Genomic DNA, 19776 nt, shown 5'->3' with positions numbered 1-19776 from the left:
GTCAACCTCGGGGTGACCCGCCCACCACCCCGAGGAGTTCCGCCATGGCCCAGCACCGCACCCGCACCGACGAAGGCTTCACGCTCGTCGAACTGCTCGTGGTCCTGGTCGTCCTCGGCGTCCTCGCGGCGGTCGCCGTGCCCGTGTACCTCGGCCAGCGGGGGCAGGCGTGGGCGACCGCCGCCGCCAGCGACGCCCGGCAGGCCGCGACGATCGCCGCCACCGCCTCGCCGGACGCCTCCTCCTTCGCCGCGGTCGCGCTGCGGGAGGACACGCAGATCGCGGCGCTCGGTGCGCCGTTCGACGAGTTCCGCCGTTCCGCGGGCGTCCGCACCGAGGTGCTCGCCGCCCCGACCGACGCGGCCACCGGCGCGCCCGCCGGGTTCTGCGCGGTGGCGTTCCACGAGCGCGCCGGGACGTTCGCGCTGCACGACAGCGTCGACGGCCCGCTCGGGCGGACGCTGCGCGCCGCCGACGTGGCCGGCCTCGGCACCTCCCTGCCCGCCACGGCTCCCTGCGCGCGGACGCAGGCCGGGTGGGCGGCGTTCGTCGCCTCCGTCGCGGGCGGCGGGAGCACGGGCGGCACGGGTGCGACGGGCGGCACGGGTGCGACGGGCGGCACGGGCGGCAGCGGCGCGACGGGCGGCAGCGGCGCGACGGGCGGCAGCGGCGCGACGGGCGGCAGCGGCGCGACGGGCGGCAGCGGCGCGACGGGCGGCAGCGGTGCGACCGGTGGCAACGGTGCGACGGGCGGCGCGGGTGGCAGCGGCGCGACCGGTGGCAGCGGTGCGACCGGTGGCAGCGGTGCGACGGGTGGCAACGGTGCGGCCGGTGGCAGCGGTGCGACGGGCGGCAACGGCGCGACCGGCGGCAACGGCGCGACGGGTGGCAACGGCGCGACGGGCGGCGGGAACGGCAAGGGCGGCGGCAAGCAGGGCTGACGTCCGGTGGCTCTCCGTCAGTGCAGTCCAGCTGCACGTGAGGTGCCGGGGCGGACGGGCGGAGCCGCGGGCCCACGGGGGTGACGTGGGCCGGGGAGGTGCCCGGGCCGTTGCCACGCTGGCGGGCCACGTCCCCGTCCCCCGGGAGAACCACCCGTGCACCACCCGACCGCACCCCGCCCGACCGGACGCCCCACCGGACGCCCCACCGGACGCCCTGACGAGGGCACCACGCTCGCCGAGCTCCTCGCCGGCGTCGCTGTCCTCGGCGTGCTCGTGACGGCGGCCGTCCCCACCTACCGCGGGGCCGTCGACCTGGCGCTGTCGACCGCGGCCACCAGCGACGCGCGGCAGGCCGCGACGATCGCCGCGGCGGCCGGGCTGGAGGGCGGCTCGCCGGTGCCCACCACCGTCCTGCTCGACGACGAGGCCGTCATCGCCGCGCAGCCGTCCCCGTTCGACGAGTTCCGCCGCTCCGGGGGCGTGAGCACCCGGGTGTGGACGGTGCCGGAGCACGGCGGCACGCGCGCGCCCGCGGGTTTCTGCGTCGTGGCCCACCACTCCGCCGCGGGCACCTTCGCGCTCTTCGACAGCGTCCACGGGCTGGTCGGCCGGGCGCTGGAGCGCGCACAGCCCGGCCGCGCCGTCCCCGCACTGCTGCCCACCTCGCCCTGTGCGCGCACCGCCGCGGCCTGGGCCCCGTTCGTCGCGCCGCCCGCGCCCGGGGGTGGCACCGCCTGAGCTCTCGCGGGACGTGGGGCGCGTCACCCGGGCGGCCCGCCGGGGATGCCCTCGGCACCCCCGGGTGCTTGCGACACTGGGGGTGTGACCACCCACCCGTCCTCCGCCCCCGCCGGTGCCCCCGGCCCCGTGGAGGTTCCCGTCGCCCCCCGCTCGCGCGACGTCGCCGGCACCGGCAGCGGCCCCACCGCCGGCGCAGGCCGGGAGCTGGAGGACCTGCGCCGCCGCCTCGCCGCCGCGCTGGGCCCCGGCGGCGGGTCGCAGGTGGACGTCTCCTCCCGCCGCCGCGCCGAGTACACGACCGACGCGTCGAACTACCGCGTCGTCCCGCGCGCCGTGCTCTTCCCCCGCTCCGCCGACGACGTGGCCGCCGCGTTCTCCGTGTGCCGGGAGCTGGGGATCCCCCTCACCAGCCGCGGCGGCGGCACCTCCGTGGCGGGCAACTCGATCGGCCCCGGCGTCGTGCTGGACTTCTCCCGGCACCTGAACCGCGTCCTGGACGTCGACCCGGCCGGCCGCTCCGCCGTCGTCGAGCCCGGCGTCATCCTCGACACCCTCCAGCGGCACGCCCGCCCGCACGGGCTGCGTTTCGGCCCGGACCCGTCCACGCACGCCCGCTGCACCCTCGGCGGCATGATCGGCAACGACGCCTGCGGCCCGCACGCCCTCGCCTCCGGGCGCACCAGCCACAACGTCGTCGGGCTGGAGGTCCTCGACGGTCACGGCCGCCGCTTCGGCACCGACGCCCCGCCCGCCGAGCTCGTCACCGCGCTGGAGCGCGTCGCCGCGCAGCACCTCGCGACGATCCGCACGCGGTTCGGCACGTTCGGCCGGCAGGTGTCCGGCTACGCGCTGGAGCACCTGCTGCCCGAGAACGGCGGCCCGCGCGGCACGAACCTGGCGCGGCTCCTCACCGGTTCCGAGGGCACGCTCGCGACGATGCTGCAGGCCACGGTGCGGCTCGTGCCGGAGGCGCCCGCCACCACGTTCGTCGTGCTCGGCTACGCGAGCATGGCCGACGCCGCCGACCACGTGCCCGCGCTGCTGGAGCACTCCCCGCAGGCCGTGGAGGGCATCGACCGCCGCCTCACCGACGCCGTCGCCCGCCGCGGCGGTTCCGTGGAGGGCCTGCCCCGCGGCAACGGCTGGCTGTTCGTGGAGATGGGCGGGCAGACCCCGGAGGAGTCCCTCGCCGCGGCCCGCACGATGGTCGCCGGCTCCGGCGCCCTGGACTCCGTCGTCATCGCCACCGCCGCCGACGCCCGCAAGCTGTGGCGCATCCGCGAGGACGGCGCGGGGCTGGCGGGCCGCTCCCCGGAGGGCCTGCCCGCCTGGCCGGGCTGGGAGGACGCCGCGGTGCCGCCGGCGCGGCTCGGGGCGTACCTGCGCGAGTTCGACGCCCTCATGGCCTCCCACCGCGTCGACGGCCTGGCGTACGGGCACTTCGGCGACGGCTGCATCCACGTCCGCATCGACTTCCCCCTCTACGAGGACGGCGGCGCCGCGCGCACGAGGGCGTTCCTGGAGGACGCCGCGCGCCTCGTGGCCTCCCACGGCGGGTCGCTGTCCGGGGAGCACGGTGACGGCCGCGCCCGCGGTGCGCTGCTGCCGCTGATGTACGACGCGGACGCGATCGCCGCCTTCGAGCAGGTCAAGGCCGCCTTCGACCCGGCGGACCTGCTCAACCCGGGCGTGCTGGTGCGCCCGAACCCGCTGGAGGCGGACCTGCGGGTTCCCGCGGCCCGGCCCGCGGTGGAGATCGGCACCCGCACGAAGCTCCAGTTCGCCTACTCCAAGGACTCCGGGGACCTGACCCGCGCGGTGCACCGCTGCGTGGGTGTGGGCAAGTGCCGCGCGGACTCCGGCGGCGTGATGTGCCCGAGCTACCTGGCCACGGGCGACGAGAAGGACTCCACCCGGGGCCGCGCACGCCTGTTGCAGGAGATGGCCAACGGGACCCTCGTGACGGACGGGTGGCGCTCCCCGGAGGTCCGCGAGGCCCTGGACCTGTGCCTGTCCTGCAAGGGCTGCTCGGTGGACTGCCCCGCCGGGGTGGACATGGCGACCTACAAGTCGGAGTTCCTCGACAAGCACTACAGCGGGCGCCTGCGCCCGCTCTCGCACTACTCCCTGGGCTGGCTCCCGCGCTGGTCCAGGATCGTCGCGCTCGCCCCGCGGGTCGTCAACGGCCTGCTGGCGCTGCCGCCGGTCGCGCGGCTGGCGAAGCTCGGCGCGGGCGTGGACTCCCGCCGGCCGCTGCCGCGCTTCGCGGAGCAGACGTTCCGGGCGTGGTTCGCGGCCCAGGAGGCGGGCCGGCGGCTGCGCAGCGGCGGGGAGCCGGTGCTGCTGTGGGTGGACAGCTTCACCGACCACTTCACCCCCGAGGTCGGCGTGGCGGCCGTGAAGCTGCTGGAGCACCTCGGCTTCTCCGTGCGGATCACGCGGGAGCGGGTGTGCTGCGGTCTGACGTGGGTGTCCACCGGTCAGCTCGACGGCGCCAAGCGGCAGCTGCGGGCCAGCCTGGACGCCCTGGGCGACGACCTCGACGTGCCGGTCGTGGGCCTGGAGCCGAGCTGCACGGCCCTGCTGCGGGAGGACGCGGCCGAGCTGCTGCCCGGTGACGGGCGCGCGCGGGCGCTGCACGGCCGGGTCCGCACGGTGGCGGAGCTGATCGCCGAGCGCCGCCCCGACTGGCAGCCGCCGCGGCTGGACACCGCGGCCGTGGTGCAGCCGCACTGCCACCAGCACGCCGTGATGGGCTTCGGCGCGGACCGGGCGCTGCTGGCGAAGGCGGGCGTGGAGGCGGAGGTGCTGTCGGGCTGCTGCGGCCTGGCGGGCAACTTCGGCGCCGAGGCGGGGCACTTCGAGGTGTCGGAGAAGGTGGCCGAGCACAAGCTGCTCCCCGCGCTGCGCGCGCACGAGGACGCCCCGTTCATCGCGGACGGCTTCTCCTGCCGCACGCAGGCCGAGCACCTGGGCGGCCGGACGGGGGCCCGCTACGGACGGCACCTCGTGGAGCTGCTGGCCGAGGCGCTGCCGGAGGACTGAGCGCCGCGGGGGAGGCGGGGCGGACCCCCCGCCTCCCCCGCGGAGCACGGCCCGAAACCCGCGTGACGAACGTTCACCCGTTCGCCGCACCCTTGGGGCGGAGACAGTGGTGACGCGTACTCCCCGATGCACAGAACACACACCTGGTTCTCGTTGCAAAGGGTCCTCCGATGTCGATGCCGTCCCGCGTTCCCGCCCGTTCCCGCCTCGCCGCCGTCCTCACCTCCCTCGCGCTCACGTCCGTCGTGACCGCCGGCGCGGTGGTCGTGCCGGCCGCCGCCTCCCACGCGGCGACCGTGAACCCGTGGATGAGCTACGCGGGCGTCAGCATCAGCAACACCACCGTCCCGGCGGACGTGCTGCCCGTCACCACCATCACGGCCGTCGCCTACGACAGCGGGATCTACACGGTCGGCGGGGTGGAGAAGGGCCGGATCACCTCGGTGACGACGACCGCGGACAACGACTACGTGGGCACCGGCGCGGTGGACCTGCGCGGCCTGAGCGGCACGGTCACCCTGTACGCGAAGCTGTACCGCGGCAAGTACGTCGTGCAGAACGTGCAGAAGAGTTTCCGCGTCGCCGCCACGACCACCGCGACGCCCACCCCGACGCCGACCGCGACTGCGACGCCGACTGCGACGCCGACCGCGACTGCGACGCCGACCGCAACCCCGACTGCGACGCCGACCGCGACTGCGACGCCGACCGCGACGCCGACTGCGACGCCGACTGCGACGCCGACCGCGACTGCGACGCCGACCGCGACGCCGACTGCGACGCCGACTGCGACGCCGACTGCGACGCCGACCGCGACCGCGACGCCCACCGCGACCGCGACCCCGACCGCCACCGCCACCGCGACCGCGACCGCCACCGCGGCGCCGGCCGCGACGCCCACCCCGACCGCGACGTCCACCACGCTGAACCCGTGGATGAGCTACGCGGGGGAGACCCTGAACCGCGCGAACGTGCCGGGGACCGTCGTCGACATCACCACGCACACCACCGTCCCGTTCGACTCCGGCGTCTACAGCATCAACGGGGTCGTGCGCGGGCAGATCACCTCCGCCGCCTTCGGTGTCAGCGGCTACTGGTCCGGCCGCGGCGCGGTGGACCTGAAGGGCCTCAGCGGCTCGGTGACGCTCTACGCCAAGCTCTACCGCAACGGCCTGGTCGTGCAGAACGTGTCCAAGGGCTTCCGCGTGATCCCGACGGTGGAGAGCCCCATCCCCGCCGGGTACCCGACCGCCGCCACCACCGGCGTGCCCGCCGGCACGGTCCTCGTGCCCTCCGGTGACCTGTTCATCACCACCCCCGGCACCGTGGTCGACGGCTACGACATCCGCGGCTGCGTCACCGTCCGCGCGGCCAACGTGACGATCCGGAACTCCCGCATCACCTGCACCCGGCCCGGCACGATGCTCGCCGTGGCACTGCAGGCCGCGCCCGGGTTCCTCCTGGAGGACTCCGAGATCGACGGCGGCGGTGTCACCAACGTCGCCGTGGGCTGGTCCGACTACACCCTGCGCCGCGTGAACATCCACCACACCTGGGACGGCCCGCGCCTGGGCAGCAACGTCACCGTCGTCGACAGCTACATCCACGACGTCGTGCGGGACGAGTCGATCCACCCGGACGGCATGCAGTCCACCTCCGGCACGAACATCGTGGTGCGCCACAACACCATCGACCCGCGCACCCCGGACTCCGGCGACTTCATGAACGCCGCCGTCCAGCTCGGGTCGGAGACGACGGGCCTGCTCAAGGACGCCCTGTTCGAGGACAACTTCCTCAACGGCGGCAACTACTCCGTCAACGTCCGCTGCGACACCACCGTGCAGAACGTCGTCTTCCGCAACAACCTGTTCGGCCGCAACAACCGGTACGGCGCGGCGATCGCCCCGGCGTCCGTGGCCTTCACCGGCAACACCTGGCGCGACAACGGCGGCGCCATCACCGTCGCCCCCTGCGTCTGACCCGCACCACCAGCACGAGGCGGGGACGTGCCGGTCAGGACCCCGCGACCTCCCGCAGCGCCGGGATGATCTCGGAGGCGGACACCCGCAGGAACTCCTCCTGGTGCTCGCCGCCGATCTGCACGAGCGCGAGGTCGGTGAACCCCGCCTCGAAGAAGGCCCCCGCGGCCTCGGCGATCGCCCCGACGTCGTTCCCGCACGGGATCTGCCCCGCCACGTCCTCGGGCCGCACGAACTGGGACGCACCGGAGAAGCCGGCCGTCGTCGGCAGGTCCGCGTTCACCTTCCAGCCGCCCGCGAACCAGCGGAACTGCTCGTGCGCCCGCTGCACCGCCGCGTCCCGGTCGGCGTCCCAGCACACGGGGAGCTGGCCGACCTTGCGGGCGGGGGCCTTGCCGCTGGCCTCGTCCCACATCCGCCCCAGGGACTCCTCCGGCTCCACCGCGACGAGGAAGTCGCCGAGCGGGGCGAAACGGGGCGCGGACTGCGGCCCGGAGACGGCGATGCCGATGGGCACCCGCTGCTCGGGCAGGTCCCACAGCCGGGAGGAGTCCACCCGGAAGTGGTCCCCGGCGTAGGTCAGCAGGTCCCCGTCGAACAGCGCGGAGATGATCTCCACGGCCTCCTCGAGCATGTCCTGCCGCTCGTCCACCGCCGGCCAGCCCATCCCGACGGTGTGCTCGTTGAGGTTCTCCCCGGAACCCAGGCCCAGGGAGAAGCGCCCGCCGGAGAGGATCTGCACGGTCGCGGCCTTCTGGGCCACCACCGCGGGGTGGTAGCGCATCGTCGGGCACGTCACGTACGTCATCAGCTCCGCGCGGGACGTCACCTGCGTGACCGCACCCAGGACGCTCCACGCGTAGGGGGCGTGGCCCTGCGACGTCAGCCAGGGCGAGTAGTGGTCGGAGAAGACGATCAGGTCGTAGCCGGCCTCCTCCGCGGCCGCGGCGTCCCGCACGAGCGCGCGGGGGCCGGCCTGCTCGCCCATGCAGGTGTAGCCGATGCGGCGCTGCACGCCTGTGGTGGCGCCGGTGGTGGCGCTCACGTCAGGCCCCCGCCGTGTGCACGGTGGCCGCCGCGTGCGCGGCGTGCTCGACGAGCGCGGCGCAGAACGCGTCCAGGTCGTCGGGCCTGCGGCTGGTGATCAGGGGGCCGGGGCCGTTCGTGTCGACGACGAGCTCCTCGTCCACCCACTCCGCGCCCGCGTTGCGCAGGTCGGTGGCCAGGCTCGGCCAGGAGGTGACGCGGCGCCCGCGCACGGCGCCGGCCTCCACGAGGGTCCACGGCGCGTGGCAGATCGCCGCCACCGGCCGGGTGGAGGCGGTGAACTGCTCCACGAACGCCACGGCCGCGCGGTCGGTGCGCAGGGCGTCGGGGTTGGCGACGCCCCCGGGCAGGACCAGCGCGGCGTACTCGCTGACGGAGGCGTCGGAGACGGGCAGGTCGACCGGGAACGTGTCGCCCCTGTCGAGGTGGTGGAAGGCCTGGACCTCGCCGGGTGCGGTGGAGAGCAGGACGGGCTGCCCGCCCGCCGCGGTGACCACCTGCCACGGGGCGGTCAGCTCGACCTGCTCGATGCCCTCCGGTGCGACGAGGAAGGCGACCTTCGTGCCGTTCAGCTGCGCATCGCTCATGGCCGCAACGCTGGCACGCGGGCACCGGCCCGCAACCCGGGACGCCGGGGCGCTCCCCCGCGGAGGGGCGCTCGTGCCAGGATCGGTCCCGCCAGTCCCGCCGTCAGCAGGAGACCTCACATGCCCATCGCCACCCCGGACGCCTACGCCGAGATGATCGACCGCGCGAAGGCCGGTGCCTTCGCCTACCCGGCGATCAACGTGTCCTCCTCGCAGACCCTGAACGCGGCCATCCGCGGGTTCGCCGAGGCGGAGAGCGACGGCATCGTCCAGATCTCCACCGGCGGCGCGGAGTACGTCTCCGGCCCGACCGTGAAGAACATGGTGACGGGGTCGCAGGCCCTGGCCGAGTTCGCGCACCACGTCGCCAAGGGCTACGGCGTGACCATCGCCCTGCACACCGACCACTGCCCGAAGGACAAGCTGGACTCCTTCGTGCGCCCGCTGCTGGCGATCTCCCAGGAGCGCGTCGCCTCCGGGCGCGACCCGCTGTTCCAGTCCCACATGTGGGACGGCTCCGCGGTGCCGCTGGAGGAGAACCTGCGCATCGCCGAGGAGCTGCTGGAGGAGTCCGCGAAGGCGCGGACCATCCTGGAGATCGAGGTGGGCGTCGTCGGCGGCGAGGAGGACGGTGTCGCCCACGAGATCAACGACAAGCTGTACACCACCGTCGAGGACGGCCTGGCCACCGTGCGCGCGCTCGGCACCGGGGAGAAGGGCCGCTACCTGACGGCCCTGACCTTCGGCAACGTGCACGGCGTCTACAAGCCCGGCAACGTCAAGCTGCGCCCGGAGATCCTCCAGCAGATCCAGCAGGAGGTCGGCGCCGAGGTCGGCAAGGACAAGCCGTTCGACCTGGTCTTCCACGGCGGCTCCGGCTCGCTGCTGGAGGAGATCCAGGCCGCGGTCGACCACGGCGTCATCAAGATGAACATCGACACCGACACCCAGTACGCCTTCACCCGCCCCGTCGTGGAGCACATGTTCCGCAACTACGACGGCGTGCTGAAGGTCGACGGGGAGGTCGGCAACAAGAAGCAGTACGACCCGCGCGCGTGGGGCAAGTCCGCCGAGGCCGGGATGGCCGCGCGCATCGTGGAGGCCTGCCAGCACCTGCGCAGCGCCGGCACGACGATGGCCTGACGCCCCCGGGCGANNCGCGTCCGGCTCAGGCCGGCTCGGGCCCGGGGTCGGCGGTCTGCGCCGGCGAGGGCTCCTCGTCCACCACGTCGAGGAGCTGGACGATGTTGGTGGTCTCGATGAGGAAGCGCACCACCGCCGGCGGGCGGATCAGCGTCACGCGCCGTCCCCGCGAGCGCGAGGCCAGCCGCGCCAGGAACGCCAGGCCCGTGGAGTCCATGAAGGTCACGTGGTGCGCGTCGACCTGCAGGGGGCGGCCGGAGGACAGCGCGTCCTCCGCGGCCTCCAGCAGGTCCGGCCCCAGCTCCGCGTCGATCTCGCCCGTCAGCACGACCCGCGTCGCGCGCGGCTCGTAGAGCACGTGGACGGAGCCGGGGTCCACAGCGCGGATCTCCGGCCGGCCGTCCGCACTGCCCTCGCCCGGAGGCGTCGTCTCCCTCGCCATGTCCCCTCCGCCACGCGCTCGCGACAGCGGTGCCACGCCCGGACGAGCCGCCGTGCCCCCGCCGCGGCCCGCGCACGGACGCGCGTGCCGCAGCCGCACGGTAGAACATGGGGGCCGGTCGTGGGAAAGCGGCCACCTCCAGCGGTGCGCGGAGGCTCGCACGGGCGAGGAGTGACGGAGTGGTTGCGGAGCGCATGGAAGCGCCCGAGGTGGTGGGGCGCGAGGTCCCCCCCGCCCTCGCGGTGCTGCGGGCCCGTGCCGCGGCCGACCCGGCCGCCGCCGACATCGCCCTCGTCGTGACGGACCCCCGCCGGCCGGGCAACCCCCTGGTCTGGGTGAACGAGGCGTTCACCCGCACGACCGGCTACACCGCCGCCGACGTCCTGGGCCGCAACTGCCGCCTCCTGCAGGGCCCCGGCACCGACCCCGGGGCGGTCGAGCGGCTGCGGCACGCCGTCGAGCACGGCGAGGCGGCGACCGTCACGCTGCTGAACCACCGGGCGGACGGCACCCCCTTCTGGAACGAGATGTCCCTGACGCCCGTGCGGGACGCCGCGGGTGAGGTCGTGAACTTCGTGGCGGCGCTCAGCGACGTGAGCGAGCGCGTGCGGGCCGAGGGCGAGCTGGAGCGCGCCCACGGCGCCGAGCGGCGGGCCCGGGCGCAGCTGTCGCTGCTGCTGGAGGTCGGCGGGGCGGTCGCGGGCCTGGACCCGGCCGCCGCCCTCGGGGAGCTGGCCCGCCTGCTGGCCGGCGACGTCGTCGACTGGGCCGTCGCGCTGCGCGCGGACCCCGACATCGAGGTCGTCGCCGTCACCGGGTCCCTCGCGGGCGCCGCGGACGGGCTGACCGGCCGCCGGCTGCCCGCGGAGGCCCGCGAGCGGTGGAGCCCGGACCCCCTCACGGCGCTCCTGACCGGCACCGGCCCCGCCGCGGTGGACCTGGACCTGGACCGGCTGCCCTCCGCCCAGGAGGGCCCCCTGACGTCGTGGCTGGGCAAGCTCCTGGCCGCGCACGTCTCCGGCCGCGCCACGGTGGTGGCGGTGGCCGGCCACCACACGGGCACCGGCCGCGGGGGCGTCTTCGGCCTGCTCGCCGTCGGCGCCCACCGGGGACCGGGCCCGCAGGCCGCCGGGGGCGCCCCGCGGGCGGTGCCGGGCGGGGCGGGTGAGCGGCGCGCGGCGGCGCCGCCGGGCCCCGAGGACGCGGCGCTCGTCGCGGAGGCCGTCCGCCGCACCGGCCTGGCCCTGGAGAACACGCGCCTGCGCGCGCGGGAGAAGGCCCTCGCGGAGGCGCTGCAGCACAGCATGCTGCCGCAGGGCATGAGCGTGCAGGGCCTGGACGTGTGGGCGCACTACGAGCCCCACCACGACCACGCCCAGCTCGGCGGCGACTGGTACGACGTGCTCCAGCTCGCCGACGGCGTCGCGGGCGTCGTGATCGGCGACGTCGTCGGGCACGACGTGGAGGCGGCGGCCGCGATGGGGCAGATGCGCTCGGTGGTGCGCACCTACGCCGCCGGGCTCGACCAGCCCGGCAGCGTCCTGCAGCGCGTGGACCGGATGGCCACGGCGATGAGCGTGCCCCGCATGGCGAGCGTCGTGTACGCGGTGCTGCGCCGCCTCGACGACGGGGACTGGGAGCTGTCCTGGTCCAGCGCCGGGCACCTGCCCCCGCTGCTGCTGCGCCCCGCCGCAGCCGGCAGGCGGGCGCGGGTGGAGGTGCTCAGCGAGGCCACGGGCACCCTCGTGGGCCTCGGGGACCGGCCGCGCCCCACCCGGGAGCGGTCGCTGTCCCCGGGCGACGTGGTGGTCTTCTACACCGACGGCCTCATCGAGCAGCGCCAGCGCCCGATGCGCGACGGCCTGGGGGCGCTGGTGGCGGCCCTGGAGGGCGCCACCGCCGACGACGCGGCCGCGCTCGGCGCGGAGCTGGTGGAGGCGCTGGGGCAGGCACCGGAGGACGACAGCGCCGTCGTGGTGGTGCGCGTGCCGCACCCGCCGGCCGCGGGCGCCCCCGGCCCCGGCGGGCCGCGCCGGCGCAGCTGGGAGCTGCCCGGGGAGCCCTCGTCCATCGGCAAGGCCCGGCACGCCACGCTGCGCGCCTGCGCGGCGTGGGGCCTGGCCCTGGGGTCCCGCGCGGAGATCGTCGTCTCGGAGCTGGTCGCCAACGCCGTCCTGCACGGCTCGGGCCCGGTGGACCTGCGCCTGGCGGAGACCGCGGGCGGCCTGCGGATCGAGGTGGAGGACCGCGACCCGGTGGGCCCGCGCGTGGTGGCCCCGCGCCCCGACGGCGGCGGGGGCCACGGCATGCGCCTCGTGGAGCAGCTGGGCCGCTGGGGCTGGGCGCCGGTGCGGGGCGGCAAGGTGGTGTGGGTGGAGCTACGGTCGACCCCGCCGGGCGAGCAGCCCGGCCCGGCGGGCACCTAGCGGCCCGCCCGGCCCCGCACGCGAGAGGACACCACGGTGGCCCACCCGCCGCACGGCAGCCTGCTGCCCGGACCGCCCCCCACGCACCTGCCCGCCGACCCCGCCGTCACGGACGCCCTGGCGCAGGGCACCGACCCGGAGCAGGTCGCCGCCGCGCACCCGGCCTCGTCGCTGGCGTGGGCGCTGCTGGCCGAGCGGGCGCTGGCGGAGGGCGAGACGATCACCGCCTACGCCTTCGCCCGCACCGGGTACCACCGCGGCCTGGACGCGCTGCGCCGCTCCGGCTGGCGCGGCGCCGGGCCGGTGCCGTGGGCGCACGAGCCGAACCGCGGGTTCCTGCGGGCGCTGGCGGCCCTCGGGCACGCTGCGGCCGGCATCCGCGAGGACGAGGAGGCGGAGCGCTGCCGCACGTTCCTCGCGGACTGCGACCCCGAGGCCGCCCGGGTCCTGGGGCGGTAGGGGTGGCTCGACCGCCGGCTCCCGTCGTGGTGGTGGGCGCGGGGATCTCCGGGGCGGCGTGCGCGCGGGTGCTGACCGGCGCCGGGGTGCCCGTGCGGGTGCTGGACCGCGGCCGGGTCCCGGGCGGGCGGATGGCCTCGCGGCGCCTGCCCGTGCCCGGCGGGGAGGGGGTGCGCCCGGTGGACACCGGGGCCCGCTACCTCACGGTCTCCGACCCGGCGTTCGCGGCGGTCGTGGACGGGTGGGAGGCGCGCGGCCTGGCCCGCCGCTGGACGGACCGCTTCGCGGTGGTGACGGGCGCCGCCCGCGACGGCGTGCGCGGCGGGGAGGTGCGGACCGGGCCGGTGCGCTGGTCCTCCCCGGCGGGCATGCGCGCCCTCGTGGTGGACCTGCTCGCGGGCCTGGAGGTGGAGCAGGACCACGACGTGGAGACCGTGCACACCGGCCCCGGCGGCCCGCTCGTGGACGGCGAGCCCGCGGCGGCGGTGGTGCTGGCCATGCCCGACCCGCAGGCCGGCGACCTGCTGCCCGCCGGGGTCGCGGCCCGCCTGGGCGTGGGGCAGCGCTGGGACTGGGAGCCCTCCCTCGCGGTGTGCGCGGGCTGGGGGCGGCGCTGGTGGCCGGAGCTGGACGGGGTGTTCGTCAACGGCTCGCCGGTGCTGGCGTTCGTGGCCGACGACGGCCGCCGCCGCGGGGACGGCGCGCCCGTGCTGGTGGTGCACACCCCGCCGGAGCTGTCGGAGGACCACCTCGACGCCCCCGACCGCGCGGCGGAGCCGGTGCTGGCGGAGCTGGGCCCGCTGCTGGCGGGGACGCCGACGCCGGAGCCGGAGTGGGTGAAGGTGCAGCGCTGGTCGCTGGCCCGGCCCGCGCAGCAGCACGAGGAGCGCTTCGGGTACGACCCCGCGGCGCGCGTGGGCGTGTGCGGGGACGCGTGGGGGCCGGCGTCGAAGGTGGAGACGGCGTACCTCTCCGGCCGCGCCCTGGGGGAGGAGCTGCTCACCCGGCTGGTGTGAACCCGCCGCCCGCACGGGCCCCTCCACAGGTGCCGGGTGCCCGGCACGCGTGCGGGTAGGCTCTTCCGGGCCCCGCGGCGGCCCCGGAGGACCCCGGGCGCCGGCGCACGCAGGGGCCGGTGCGCGCGGGACGGTCGCGCAGTCCACCCAGAGGGAAGCAGGGGATCTCATGCCCGCGATCGTGCTCGTCGGTGCCCAGTGGGGCGACGAGGGCAAGGGCAAGGCGACCGACGCGCTCGGCGCGCGGCTCGACTACGTCGTGAAGTTCAACGGCGGCAACAACGCCGGGCACACGGTCGTGGTGGGCAGCGAGAAGTACGCCCTGCACCTGCTGCCCTCGGGGATCCTCACCCCGGGTGTGACGCCGGTCATCGGCAACGGCGTCGTCGTCGACCTGTCGGTGCTGTTCTCCGAGATCGACGGCCTCACCGCCCGCGGGGTGGACTGCTCGCGCCTGCTGGTCTCGGCGAACGCGCACGTCATCGCCCCGTACCACCGCACCGTCGACAAGGTCACCGAGCGCTTCCTCGGCAAGCGCCGCATCGGCACCACCGGCCGCGGCATCGGCCCCACCTACGCCGACAAGATCAACCGGGTGGGCATCCGGATCCAGGACCTCTTCGACGAGAGCATCCTGCGGCAGAAGGTCGAGGGGGCCCTCGACCAGAAGAACCACCTGCTGGTCAAGGTCTACAACCGCCGCGCGATCACCGTCGACGAGGTCGTCGACGAGCTGCTCACCTACGCCGAGCGCCTGCGGCCCATGGTCCGCGACACCGCGCTGGAGCTGGTGCGGGCCCTGGACCGCGACGAGATGGTGCTGTTCGAGGCCGGCCAGGCCACGCTCCTGGACATCGACCACGGCACGTACCCGTTCGTGACGTCCTCCAGCGCGGTCTCCGCGGGGGCCTGCACGGGCAGCGGTGTGCCGCCGAACCGCATCGACCGGATCATCGCCGTCGTCAAGGCGTACACCACGCGCGTGGGGGAGGGGCCCTTCCCGACGGAGCTGCTCGACGCCGACGGGGAGCGCCTGCGCGCCGAGGGCCACGAGTACGGCACCACGACGGGCCGGCCGCGCCGCTGCGGCTGGTACGACGCGCCCATCGCCCGCTACGCCGCGCGCGTCAACGGCGTGACGGACTTCGTGCTGACGAAGCTGGACACCCTGACCGGCTGGGAGCGCATCCCGGTGTGCGTGGCGTACGACGTGGACGGCGTCCGGCACGACGAGATGCCCATGTCGCAGTCGGACTTCCACCACGCGCGGCCGGTGTACGAGTTCCTCGACGGGTGGACGGAGGACATCTCCGGAGCCCGCTCGATGGACGACCTGCCGAAGGCGGCGCAGCGCTACGTCGAGCGCATCGAGGAGATGAGCGGGGCGCGGATCTCCGCGGTCGGGGTGGGCCCGGACCGCGAGCAGACCGTGGTGCGCCACGACATGCTCGGCGGGTGAGTCCCGCGCTGCGGGCGGCGCCCCTGGACGAGGTGCCGCCCCGCACCCTGTACGCCGTGCTGCGGTTGCGGGTGGACGTGTTCGTGGTGGAGCAGGACTGCCCCTACCCGGAGCTGGACGGCCGCGACGCCGAGCCCGGCGCGCTGCTGCTGTGGGCCGAGGCCGAGGCCGAGGCCGAGGACGGGGCCGAGGACAGGGCCGGGGCCGGGGCCGAAGCCGGGGCCGGGGACGGGGCAGGCGAGGGCCGCGGTGCGGTGCTGGGCACGGCGCGGCTGCTGCGGGAGCCGGGCGGTCGCGCCCGCATCGGCCGAGTCGCCGTCGCGCCCGCCGCGCGCGGGGCGGGCCTGGCCGGGCTGCTGCTGGAGCGGGCGCTGGAGCTGGCGGGGGACGTCGACGTCGTGCTGGACGCGCAGAGCCACCTGGTGGCGCTGTACGCCCGGCACGGGTTCGCGGTGGCCGGGCCGGGGTTCGTGGAGGACGGCATCCCGCACGTGCCGATGCTGCGCCGGGCCTGAGCTCGCGCCGGGCCCTGGGCTCGCACCGGCCCTGGGCTCGCGCCGGCCTTCATCGCGGGGACGTTCCGCCCGCGACACGCCGGCGTGCCCGCGCACAACGTCCCCGCGACGGCCAGGTCCCGCGAGCGCGGGGACGTCGCGTCGCGCCACGCCGGCGTGTCGGCTGCAGAACGTCCCCGCGACGGCCCGGTCCCCGCGACGGCCTGGTCCCCGCGACGGCCCGGCCCCCGCGAGCGCGGGGTTCGGTCCGGTGCCGGTCCGCCGCGGTTCACCCGGGGTTCGCCGGTCCGTGCGCGCCCGCTCCTACCGTCGGTCGCGTGCGAGCCCGACGACTCCTCCTCCCCGCCGCCCTCACCGCTGCCCTGCTCGGTGGGACCGCGCCCGCCGCGGCAGCACCGCCGGAGCAGTACCCGGTGCTGCAGATGAACCTGTGCCTGTCCGGGCTGGCCGGCTGCTACCCGGGCACGCGGTACCCGGCCGTCGTGGACGAGGCCGTCGCGACGATCCGCGCCGTGCAGCCGCGCGCGGTCACCCTGAACGAGGCGTGCAGCGGTGACGTGGAGCGGATCGCCGCGCAGACCGGGATGGAGCACCGCTTCGCCACCGTCCTGTACCGCGGCGCCCCGCTGCCGTGCGTGAAGCCGGGTGGGCGCGGCGTCTTCGGCAACGCGGTCCTGGTCGGCGACCGGATCACGGGCTCCGAGGACCGCGCGTTCACCGCGCAGCTCGGCGCGGAGGAGCGGCGCTGGCTGTGCGTGTCCACCGACGCCGGGGTCCGGGTCTGCACCTCGCACCTGAGCGTGGCCGGCACCGAGGCGCAGGCCGCGACGAACGAGGCGCAGTGCGCCGAGCTGCGGGAGGTCCTGGCGGCCGGGCCGCGGCGCGAGCCGGTCGTGTTCGGCGGGGACGTGAACCGGCAGGACGGGTGCGCGCCCGCGGGTTCCTGGACGCTGCGCGACGACGAGGCCACCCAGGCGCCGGGGATCCAGCACGTCTACGGCAGCCGCGGCGGGCTGCTGCAGCCGCACGCGGAGGTCGTGCCCCTGACCTACACCGACCACGACGCCCTGGTGGCCCGCACGCGGCTGAACCCCGCGGCCGGCACCCGCTGAACGCCGCGGCCGCCGCCCGCTGACACCCCTGCTGCACGGCGGCCGAGGAGCGCCGCCGCTGCACCGGGGAGCGGCGGCGCGCCGCGCGGGCGGTGCAGCGGGAGTGTCACCACACCCCACCCGGGAGGGTGCTCAGCGCCCTGCGCCACCACCCGCGTCGTCCTCCTGGATGAGGATCACGGTGTTGCCGTGCGGGTCGTCGAGGGTGAACATCGGCGGCGCGAAGTCGGTGTGCAGGACCTCCTGGTGCGGGGCGCTCCCCGCCGCGGTCAGCGCCCGGTGCGCCCGGTCCGCGTCGTCGGTGGCGTAGCGCACGCCGATCGGCAGGCCGCCGTCGCGGGTGAGGAGCGCGATGCCGACGGGTGAGCCGGGAGGGGCGACCTCCACCCACCGGGCGCCGGGCCAGATCTCGACGTCGGCGCGCACCTCGCAGCCGAGGACGTCGCGGTAGAACGTGAGGGCCTCGTCCTGGTCGGGAACCTCGACCGAGACGCTCGTGACACGGGTGACGATGCTCATGCCGGTCAGACCCCTCGCCGGCGGTGGGCTCATCGCTGCCGTCGGGAGCGGCCCGCGGCCCCGGACGGCGGGTCACCAGGGGATGGGCCCGTCGTCGTCGAAGTAGCCGCCGCTGGGGCCGCCGTCGGGCAGGGTCGCGAGCCGGATCGCGATGGCCGCGCCCTGCTGCGGGGTGCGGGTGCCCCGGAAACCGTTGAGGTCGGTGGCGACGAAACCGGGGCAGGCCGCGTTGACGAGGATCCCCGTCCCCCGCAGCTCCTTCGCGTACTGGACGGTGAGGGCGTTGAGGAACGTCTTCGACGGCGAGTAGGCGGCGGAGAGCGGCCCGGTGTCCGACCCCGGCGCCGACTGCCGGGTGAGGGAGCCGACGCCGCTGGACATGTTCACGATCCGCGGGGACGGCGAGCGCAGCAGCAGCGGCAGCACCGCGTTGGTGACGCGCAGGACCCCGAGCACGTTGGTCTCCACCACCTCCCGGATCGTCGCGGGGTCCACGGTGGTGGGGGTCTGCGGCATCCCGCCGGTGATTGCGGCGTTGTTGACGAGCACGTCGAGACCGCCGGCGTGCTCCTCGACCAGGCGGGCGGCCGCGGCGGCGCTCGCGTCGTCGGTCACGTCCAGCGGCACGGCGAACGCCTCCGCCCCGTCCGCGCGCAGTTTCGCCACGGCCTCCTCGCGGCGCCGCGCATCGCGGGCACCGACACCCACCCGGTGGCCGAGGGCGCCCAGGCCCGCCGCGATCTCGTACCCGATCCCCTTGTTCGCGCCGGTCACCAGCGCGGTCCGCTTCTCGCTCATGCCCGCGATCCTGGCTGCGGCCCCGCTCCCGCGGCCAACACCGATCGGGTGGGCGGCGATACCGCACGGGTATCGACGCGCCTCGGGAGGGATACCGTGGCGGCGTGGAGACGCGGGAGCTGCGGTACTTCGTCGCCGTCGCCGAGGAGCTGCACTTCGGCCGGGCCGCCCGGCGGCTCGGGATCGCGCAGCCTCCGCTGTCGCGGGCGATCGGCCTGCTGGAGCGGCGGCTGGGGGCGACGCTGCTGGAGCGCTCCAGCCGCGCCGTCGCCCTGACGGAGGCGGGTGCGGTGCTCCTGCGGGAGGGCCGGGCGGCGCTGGAGGCGGTCGAGGCCGCCGAGCGCCGCACCCGGCGTGCCGCCGCGGCCGTCGGCGGCAGGGCGGAGGTCGTCCTGGTGACGAAGGCGGGCGCGTCCGGCGAGCTGCTGGCGAAACTCCTCGACGCCTACGCCGCCGAACCCGGGGCGGCCGGGGTCGAGGTGCTCCTGTGCGGGATCGGCCAGCAGGGCGGGATCCTGCGGGACGGTCGCGCCGACGTGGCCCTGCTGCACCTGCCGTACGACTCCACGGCCGGCCTCGACACCGAGGAGCTCCGCACGGAGGGGCAGGTCGCGCTCCTGCCCGCGGGGCACCCCCTGACGGCCCGCGGCTCCCTGCGGGCGGCCGAGGTCGCCGGCCTGTCCGGTCTTCCGCTGCCGCGCTGGCCGGGCCCGGACGGGACGTACCCGGACGGCCCGGGGCCCGAGGTCCGCGACCACGCGCAGCTGCTCCAGCTCATCGCGCTCGGGCGCACCTGCGCCGTCCTGCCGGAATCGGTCCGGGGCCTGCTGCGCGACGACGTGACCGCCGTGCCGGTGCCCGACGCCCCGGCGGTCACGACGGTCATCGCGTGGCCCCCGCACAGCCGCTCCCGGGCCGTCGCGGACCTGGTGCGGACCGCGGTGCGCCTGTGACGGGACCGGTCCGCGCCTCCTGCCCTGCGCGGGCGGGGGAGGGGTGACACGGTGGGCCCGGACCGGCACCCGCGCCGACCCCGACCAGGAGCCGCCCCCGTGAGCACCCCCGACGCGACCACCCCCGACGCGACCACCCCCGACGCGACCACCCCCGCTGCCGCGGCCGCGCTGCGCGCCCTGGGCGCCGAGCGGTTCGTCTCCCTGACGACGTTCCGCCGCGACGGCACCCCCGTCCCCACCGCCGTCTGGGTGGCGCCCGACGGCGACGGCCTCGTCGTCACCACCCCGGCCGGCAGCGGCAAGGTGAAGCGGCTGCGCAACGACGGGCGGGTCGAACTCCGTCCCTGCGACCGCACCGGCCGCGTCGCCGACGGCGCCGCGGTGGTCGCGGCCCGGGCGCGGGTGCTGGGCCCGGAGAGCGCCGAGCGCCGCCGCGCCGACCTGATCCGGGCCAAGTACGGCGCGGAGTACCGCGTGGTGGTGGTGGTGGAGCGTCTCGTGGGCCTCGTCCGGCGCGTGCGCCGCGGCGCCTCCCCGCAGCGGCGGGACCGGCTGATCCTGCGCCTCGCCGCCGCCTGAGCCGGCGGG

General features: G+C 76.3%; 18 protein-coding genes. 13 read left to right on the top strand and 5 right to left on the bottom strand.

Going from position 1 to position 19776, the window contains the following annotated elements:
- The first annotated feature begins 44 nt into the window (after positions 1–44).
- From ACYQBY_RS18925 to ACYQBY_RS18910, 4 genes are all read left to right on the top strand, one after another.
- Positions 45–941, top strand: coding sequence for a prepilin-type N-terminal cleavage/methylation domain-containing protein (locus ACYQBY_RS18925; RefSeq protein ID WP_459645444.1), 897 nt, complete (start codon positions 45–47; stop codon positions 939–941).
- Between the two features lie 156 nt (positions 942–1097).
- Entirely contained in the window at positions 1098–1682 is a 585-nt protein-coding gene (locus ACYQBY_RS18920) for a type II secretion system protein (RefSeq protein WP_459645443.1), read from the top strand.
- A 207-nt stretch (positions 1683–1889) separates the two neighbouring features.
- Positions 1890–4730: an FAD-binding and (Fe-S)-binding domain-containing protein gene (locus ACYQBY_RS18915; protein WP_459645615.1), complete on the top strand. Its 2841-nt coding sequence runs from the start codon at positions 1890–1892 to the stop codon at positions 4728–4730.
- Between the two features lie 170 nt (positions 4731–4900).
- The gene (locus tag ACYQBY_RS18910) at positions 4901–6709 is read left to right on the top strand and encodes a right-handed parallel beta-helix repeat-containing protein (RefSeq protein ID WP_459645442.1); all 1809 of its coding nucleotides are present in this window, start codon (positions 4901–4903) and stop codon (positions 6707–6709) included.
- Between the two features lie 34 nt (positions 6710–6743).
- Here the strand turns inward: ACYQBY_RS18910 and ACYQBY_RS18905 are convergent, their stop codons facing one another.
- Both ACYQBY_RS18905 and ACYQBY_RS18900 read right to left on the bottom strand, forming a co-directional pair.
- Entirely contained in the window at positions 6744–7754 is a 1011-nt protein-coding gene (locus ACYQBY_RS18905; protein ID WP_459645441.1) for a TIGR03557 family F420-dependent LLM class oxidoreductase, read from the bottom strand.
- Position 7755: 1 nt separating this feature from the next.
- A complete protein-coding gene (locus tag ACYQBY_RS18900) occupies positions 7756–8343 on the bottom strand; it encodes a type 1 glutamine amidotransferase domain-containing protein (protein WP_459645440.1) in 588 nt (195 codons plus the stop codon).
- A 120-nt stretch (positions 8344–8463) separates the two neighbouring features.
- On the opposite strand from ACYQBY_RS18900, the gene fbaA reads away from it, so the two are divergent.
- Positions 8464–9486 carry a class II fructose-bisphosphate aldolase gene (gene fbaA / locus ACYQBY_RS18895; RefSeq protein ID WP_459645439.1) on the top strand — a complete coding sequence of 341 codons (1023 nt, stop codon included), beginning with the start codon at positions 8464–8466 and terminating at the stop codon, positions 9484–9486.
- Between the two features lie 25 nt (positions 9487–9511).
- Here fbaA and ACYQBY_RS18890 read toward each other — a convergent pair whose 3' ends face one another.
- The gene (locus ACYQBY_RS18890) at positions 9512–9928 is read right to left on the bottom strand and encodes an STAS domain-containing protein (RefSeq protein WP_459645438.1); all 417 of its coding nucleotides are present in this window, start codon (positions 9926–9928) and stop codon (positions 9512–9514) included.
- 194 nt (positions 9929–10122) lie between these two features.
- On the opposite strand from ACYQBY_RS18890, the gene ACYQBY_RS18885 reads away from it, so the two are divergent.
- The 6 genes from ACYQBY_RS18885 to ACYQBY_RS18860 all read left to right on the top strand — a co-directional run bounded on the left by ACYQBY_RS18885 (position 10123) and on the right by ACYQBY_RS18860 (position 16915).
- A complete protein-coding gene (locus tag ACYQBY_RS18885) occupies positions 10123–12354 on the top strand; it encodes an ATP-binding SpoIIE family protein phosphatase (RefSeq protein WP_459645437.1) in 2232 nt (743 codons plus the stop codon).
- 36 nt (positions 12355–12390) lie between these two features.
- A complete protein-coding gene (locus tag ACYQBY_RS18880) occupies positions 12391–12813 on the top strand; it encodes a DUF3151 domain-containing protein (RefSeq protein WP_459645436.1) in 423 nt (140 codons plus the stop codon).
- Positions 12814–12815: 2 nt separating this feature from the next.
- Positions 12816–13829 (top strand): NAD(P)/FAD-dependent oxidoreductase, encoded by a 1014-nt coding sequence (locus ACYQBY_RS18875; protein ID WP_459645435.1) that lies wholly within the window; start codon positions 12816–12818, stop codon positions 13827–13829.
- Between the two features lie 169 nt (positions 13830–13998).
- Positions 13999–15288, top strand: a complete 1290-nt coding sequence (locus tag ACYQBY_RS18870) for an adenylosuccinate synthase (RefSeq protein ID WP_459645434.1) — start codon at positions 13999–14001, stop codon at positions 15286–15288.
- A complete protein-coding gene (locus ACYQBY_RS18865; RefSeq protein WP_459645433.1) occupies positions 15285–15803 on the top strand; it encodes a GNAT family N-acetyltransferase in 519 nt (172 codons plus the stop codon). The genes ACYQBY_RS18870 and ACYQBY_RS18865 overlap by 4 nt, the downstream gene beginning before the upstream one ends.
- Positions 15804–16120: 317 nt before the next feature.
- Entirely contained in the window at positions 16121–16915 is a 795-nt protein-coding gene (locus ACYQBY_RS18860) for an endonuclease/exonuclease/phosphatase family protein (protein ID WP_459645432.1), read from the top strand.
- A 132-nt stretch (positions 16916–17047) separates the two neighbouring features.
- On the opposite strand, the gene ACYQBY_RS18855 is transcribed toward ACYQBY_RS18860, so the two are convergent.
- Together ACYQBY_RS18855 and ACYQBY_RS18850 are read right to left on the bottom strand one after the other, a co-directional pair.
- The gene (locus ACYQBY_RS18855; RefSeq protein ID WP_459645431.1) at positions 17048–17434 is read right to left on the bottom strand and encodes a VOC family protein; all 387 of its coding nucleotides are present in this window, start codon (positions 17432–17434) and stop codon (positions 17048–17050) included.
- Between the two features lie 72 nt (positions 17435–17506).
- On the bottom strand, positions 17507–18232 hold the full coding sequence (locus ACYQBY_RS18850; protein ID WP_459645430.1) for an SDR family oxidoreductase: 726 nt from the start codon (positions 18230–18232) through the stop codon (positions 17507–17509).
- Between the two features lie 104 nt (positions 18233–18336).
- On the opposite strand from ACYQBY_RS18850, the gene ACYQBY_RS18845 reads away from it, so the two are divergent.
- Both ACYQBY_RS18845 and ACYQBY_RS18840 read left to right on the top strand, forming a co-directional pair.
- Entirely contained in the window at positions 18337–19185 is an 849-nt protein-coding gene (locus ACYQBY_RS18845) for a LysR family transcriptional regulator (protein ID WP_459645429.1), read from the top strand.
- A gap of 99 nt (positions 19186–19284) precedes the next feature.
- Positions 19285–19767 (top strand): PPOX class F420-dependent oxidoreductase, encoded by a 483-nt coding sequence (locus tag ACYQBY_RS18840; RefSeq protein ID WP_459645428.1) that lies wholly within the window; start codon positions 19285–19287, stop codon positions 19765–19767.
- Positions 19768–19776 lie beyond the last annotated feature (9 nt).

The sequence above is a fragment of the Kineococcus anabasis genome (genome assembly GCF_054590795.1).
Note: the sequence above shows the minus strand (reverse complement) of the source record. Positions and strands in the feature narration are given on the sequence as shown.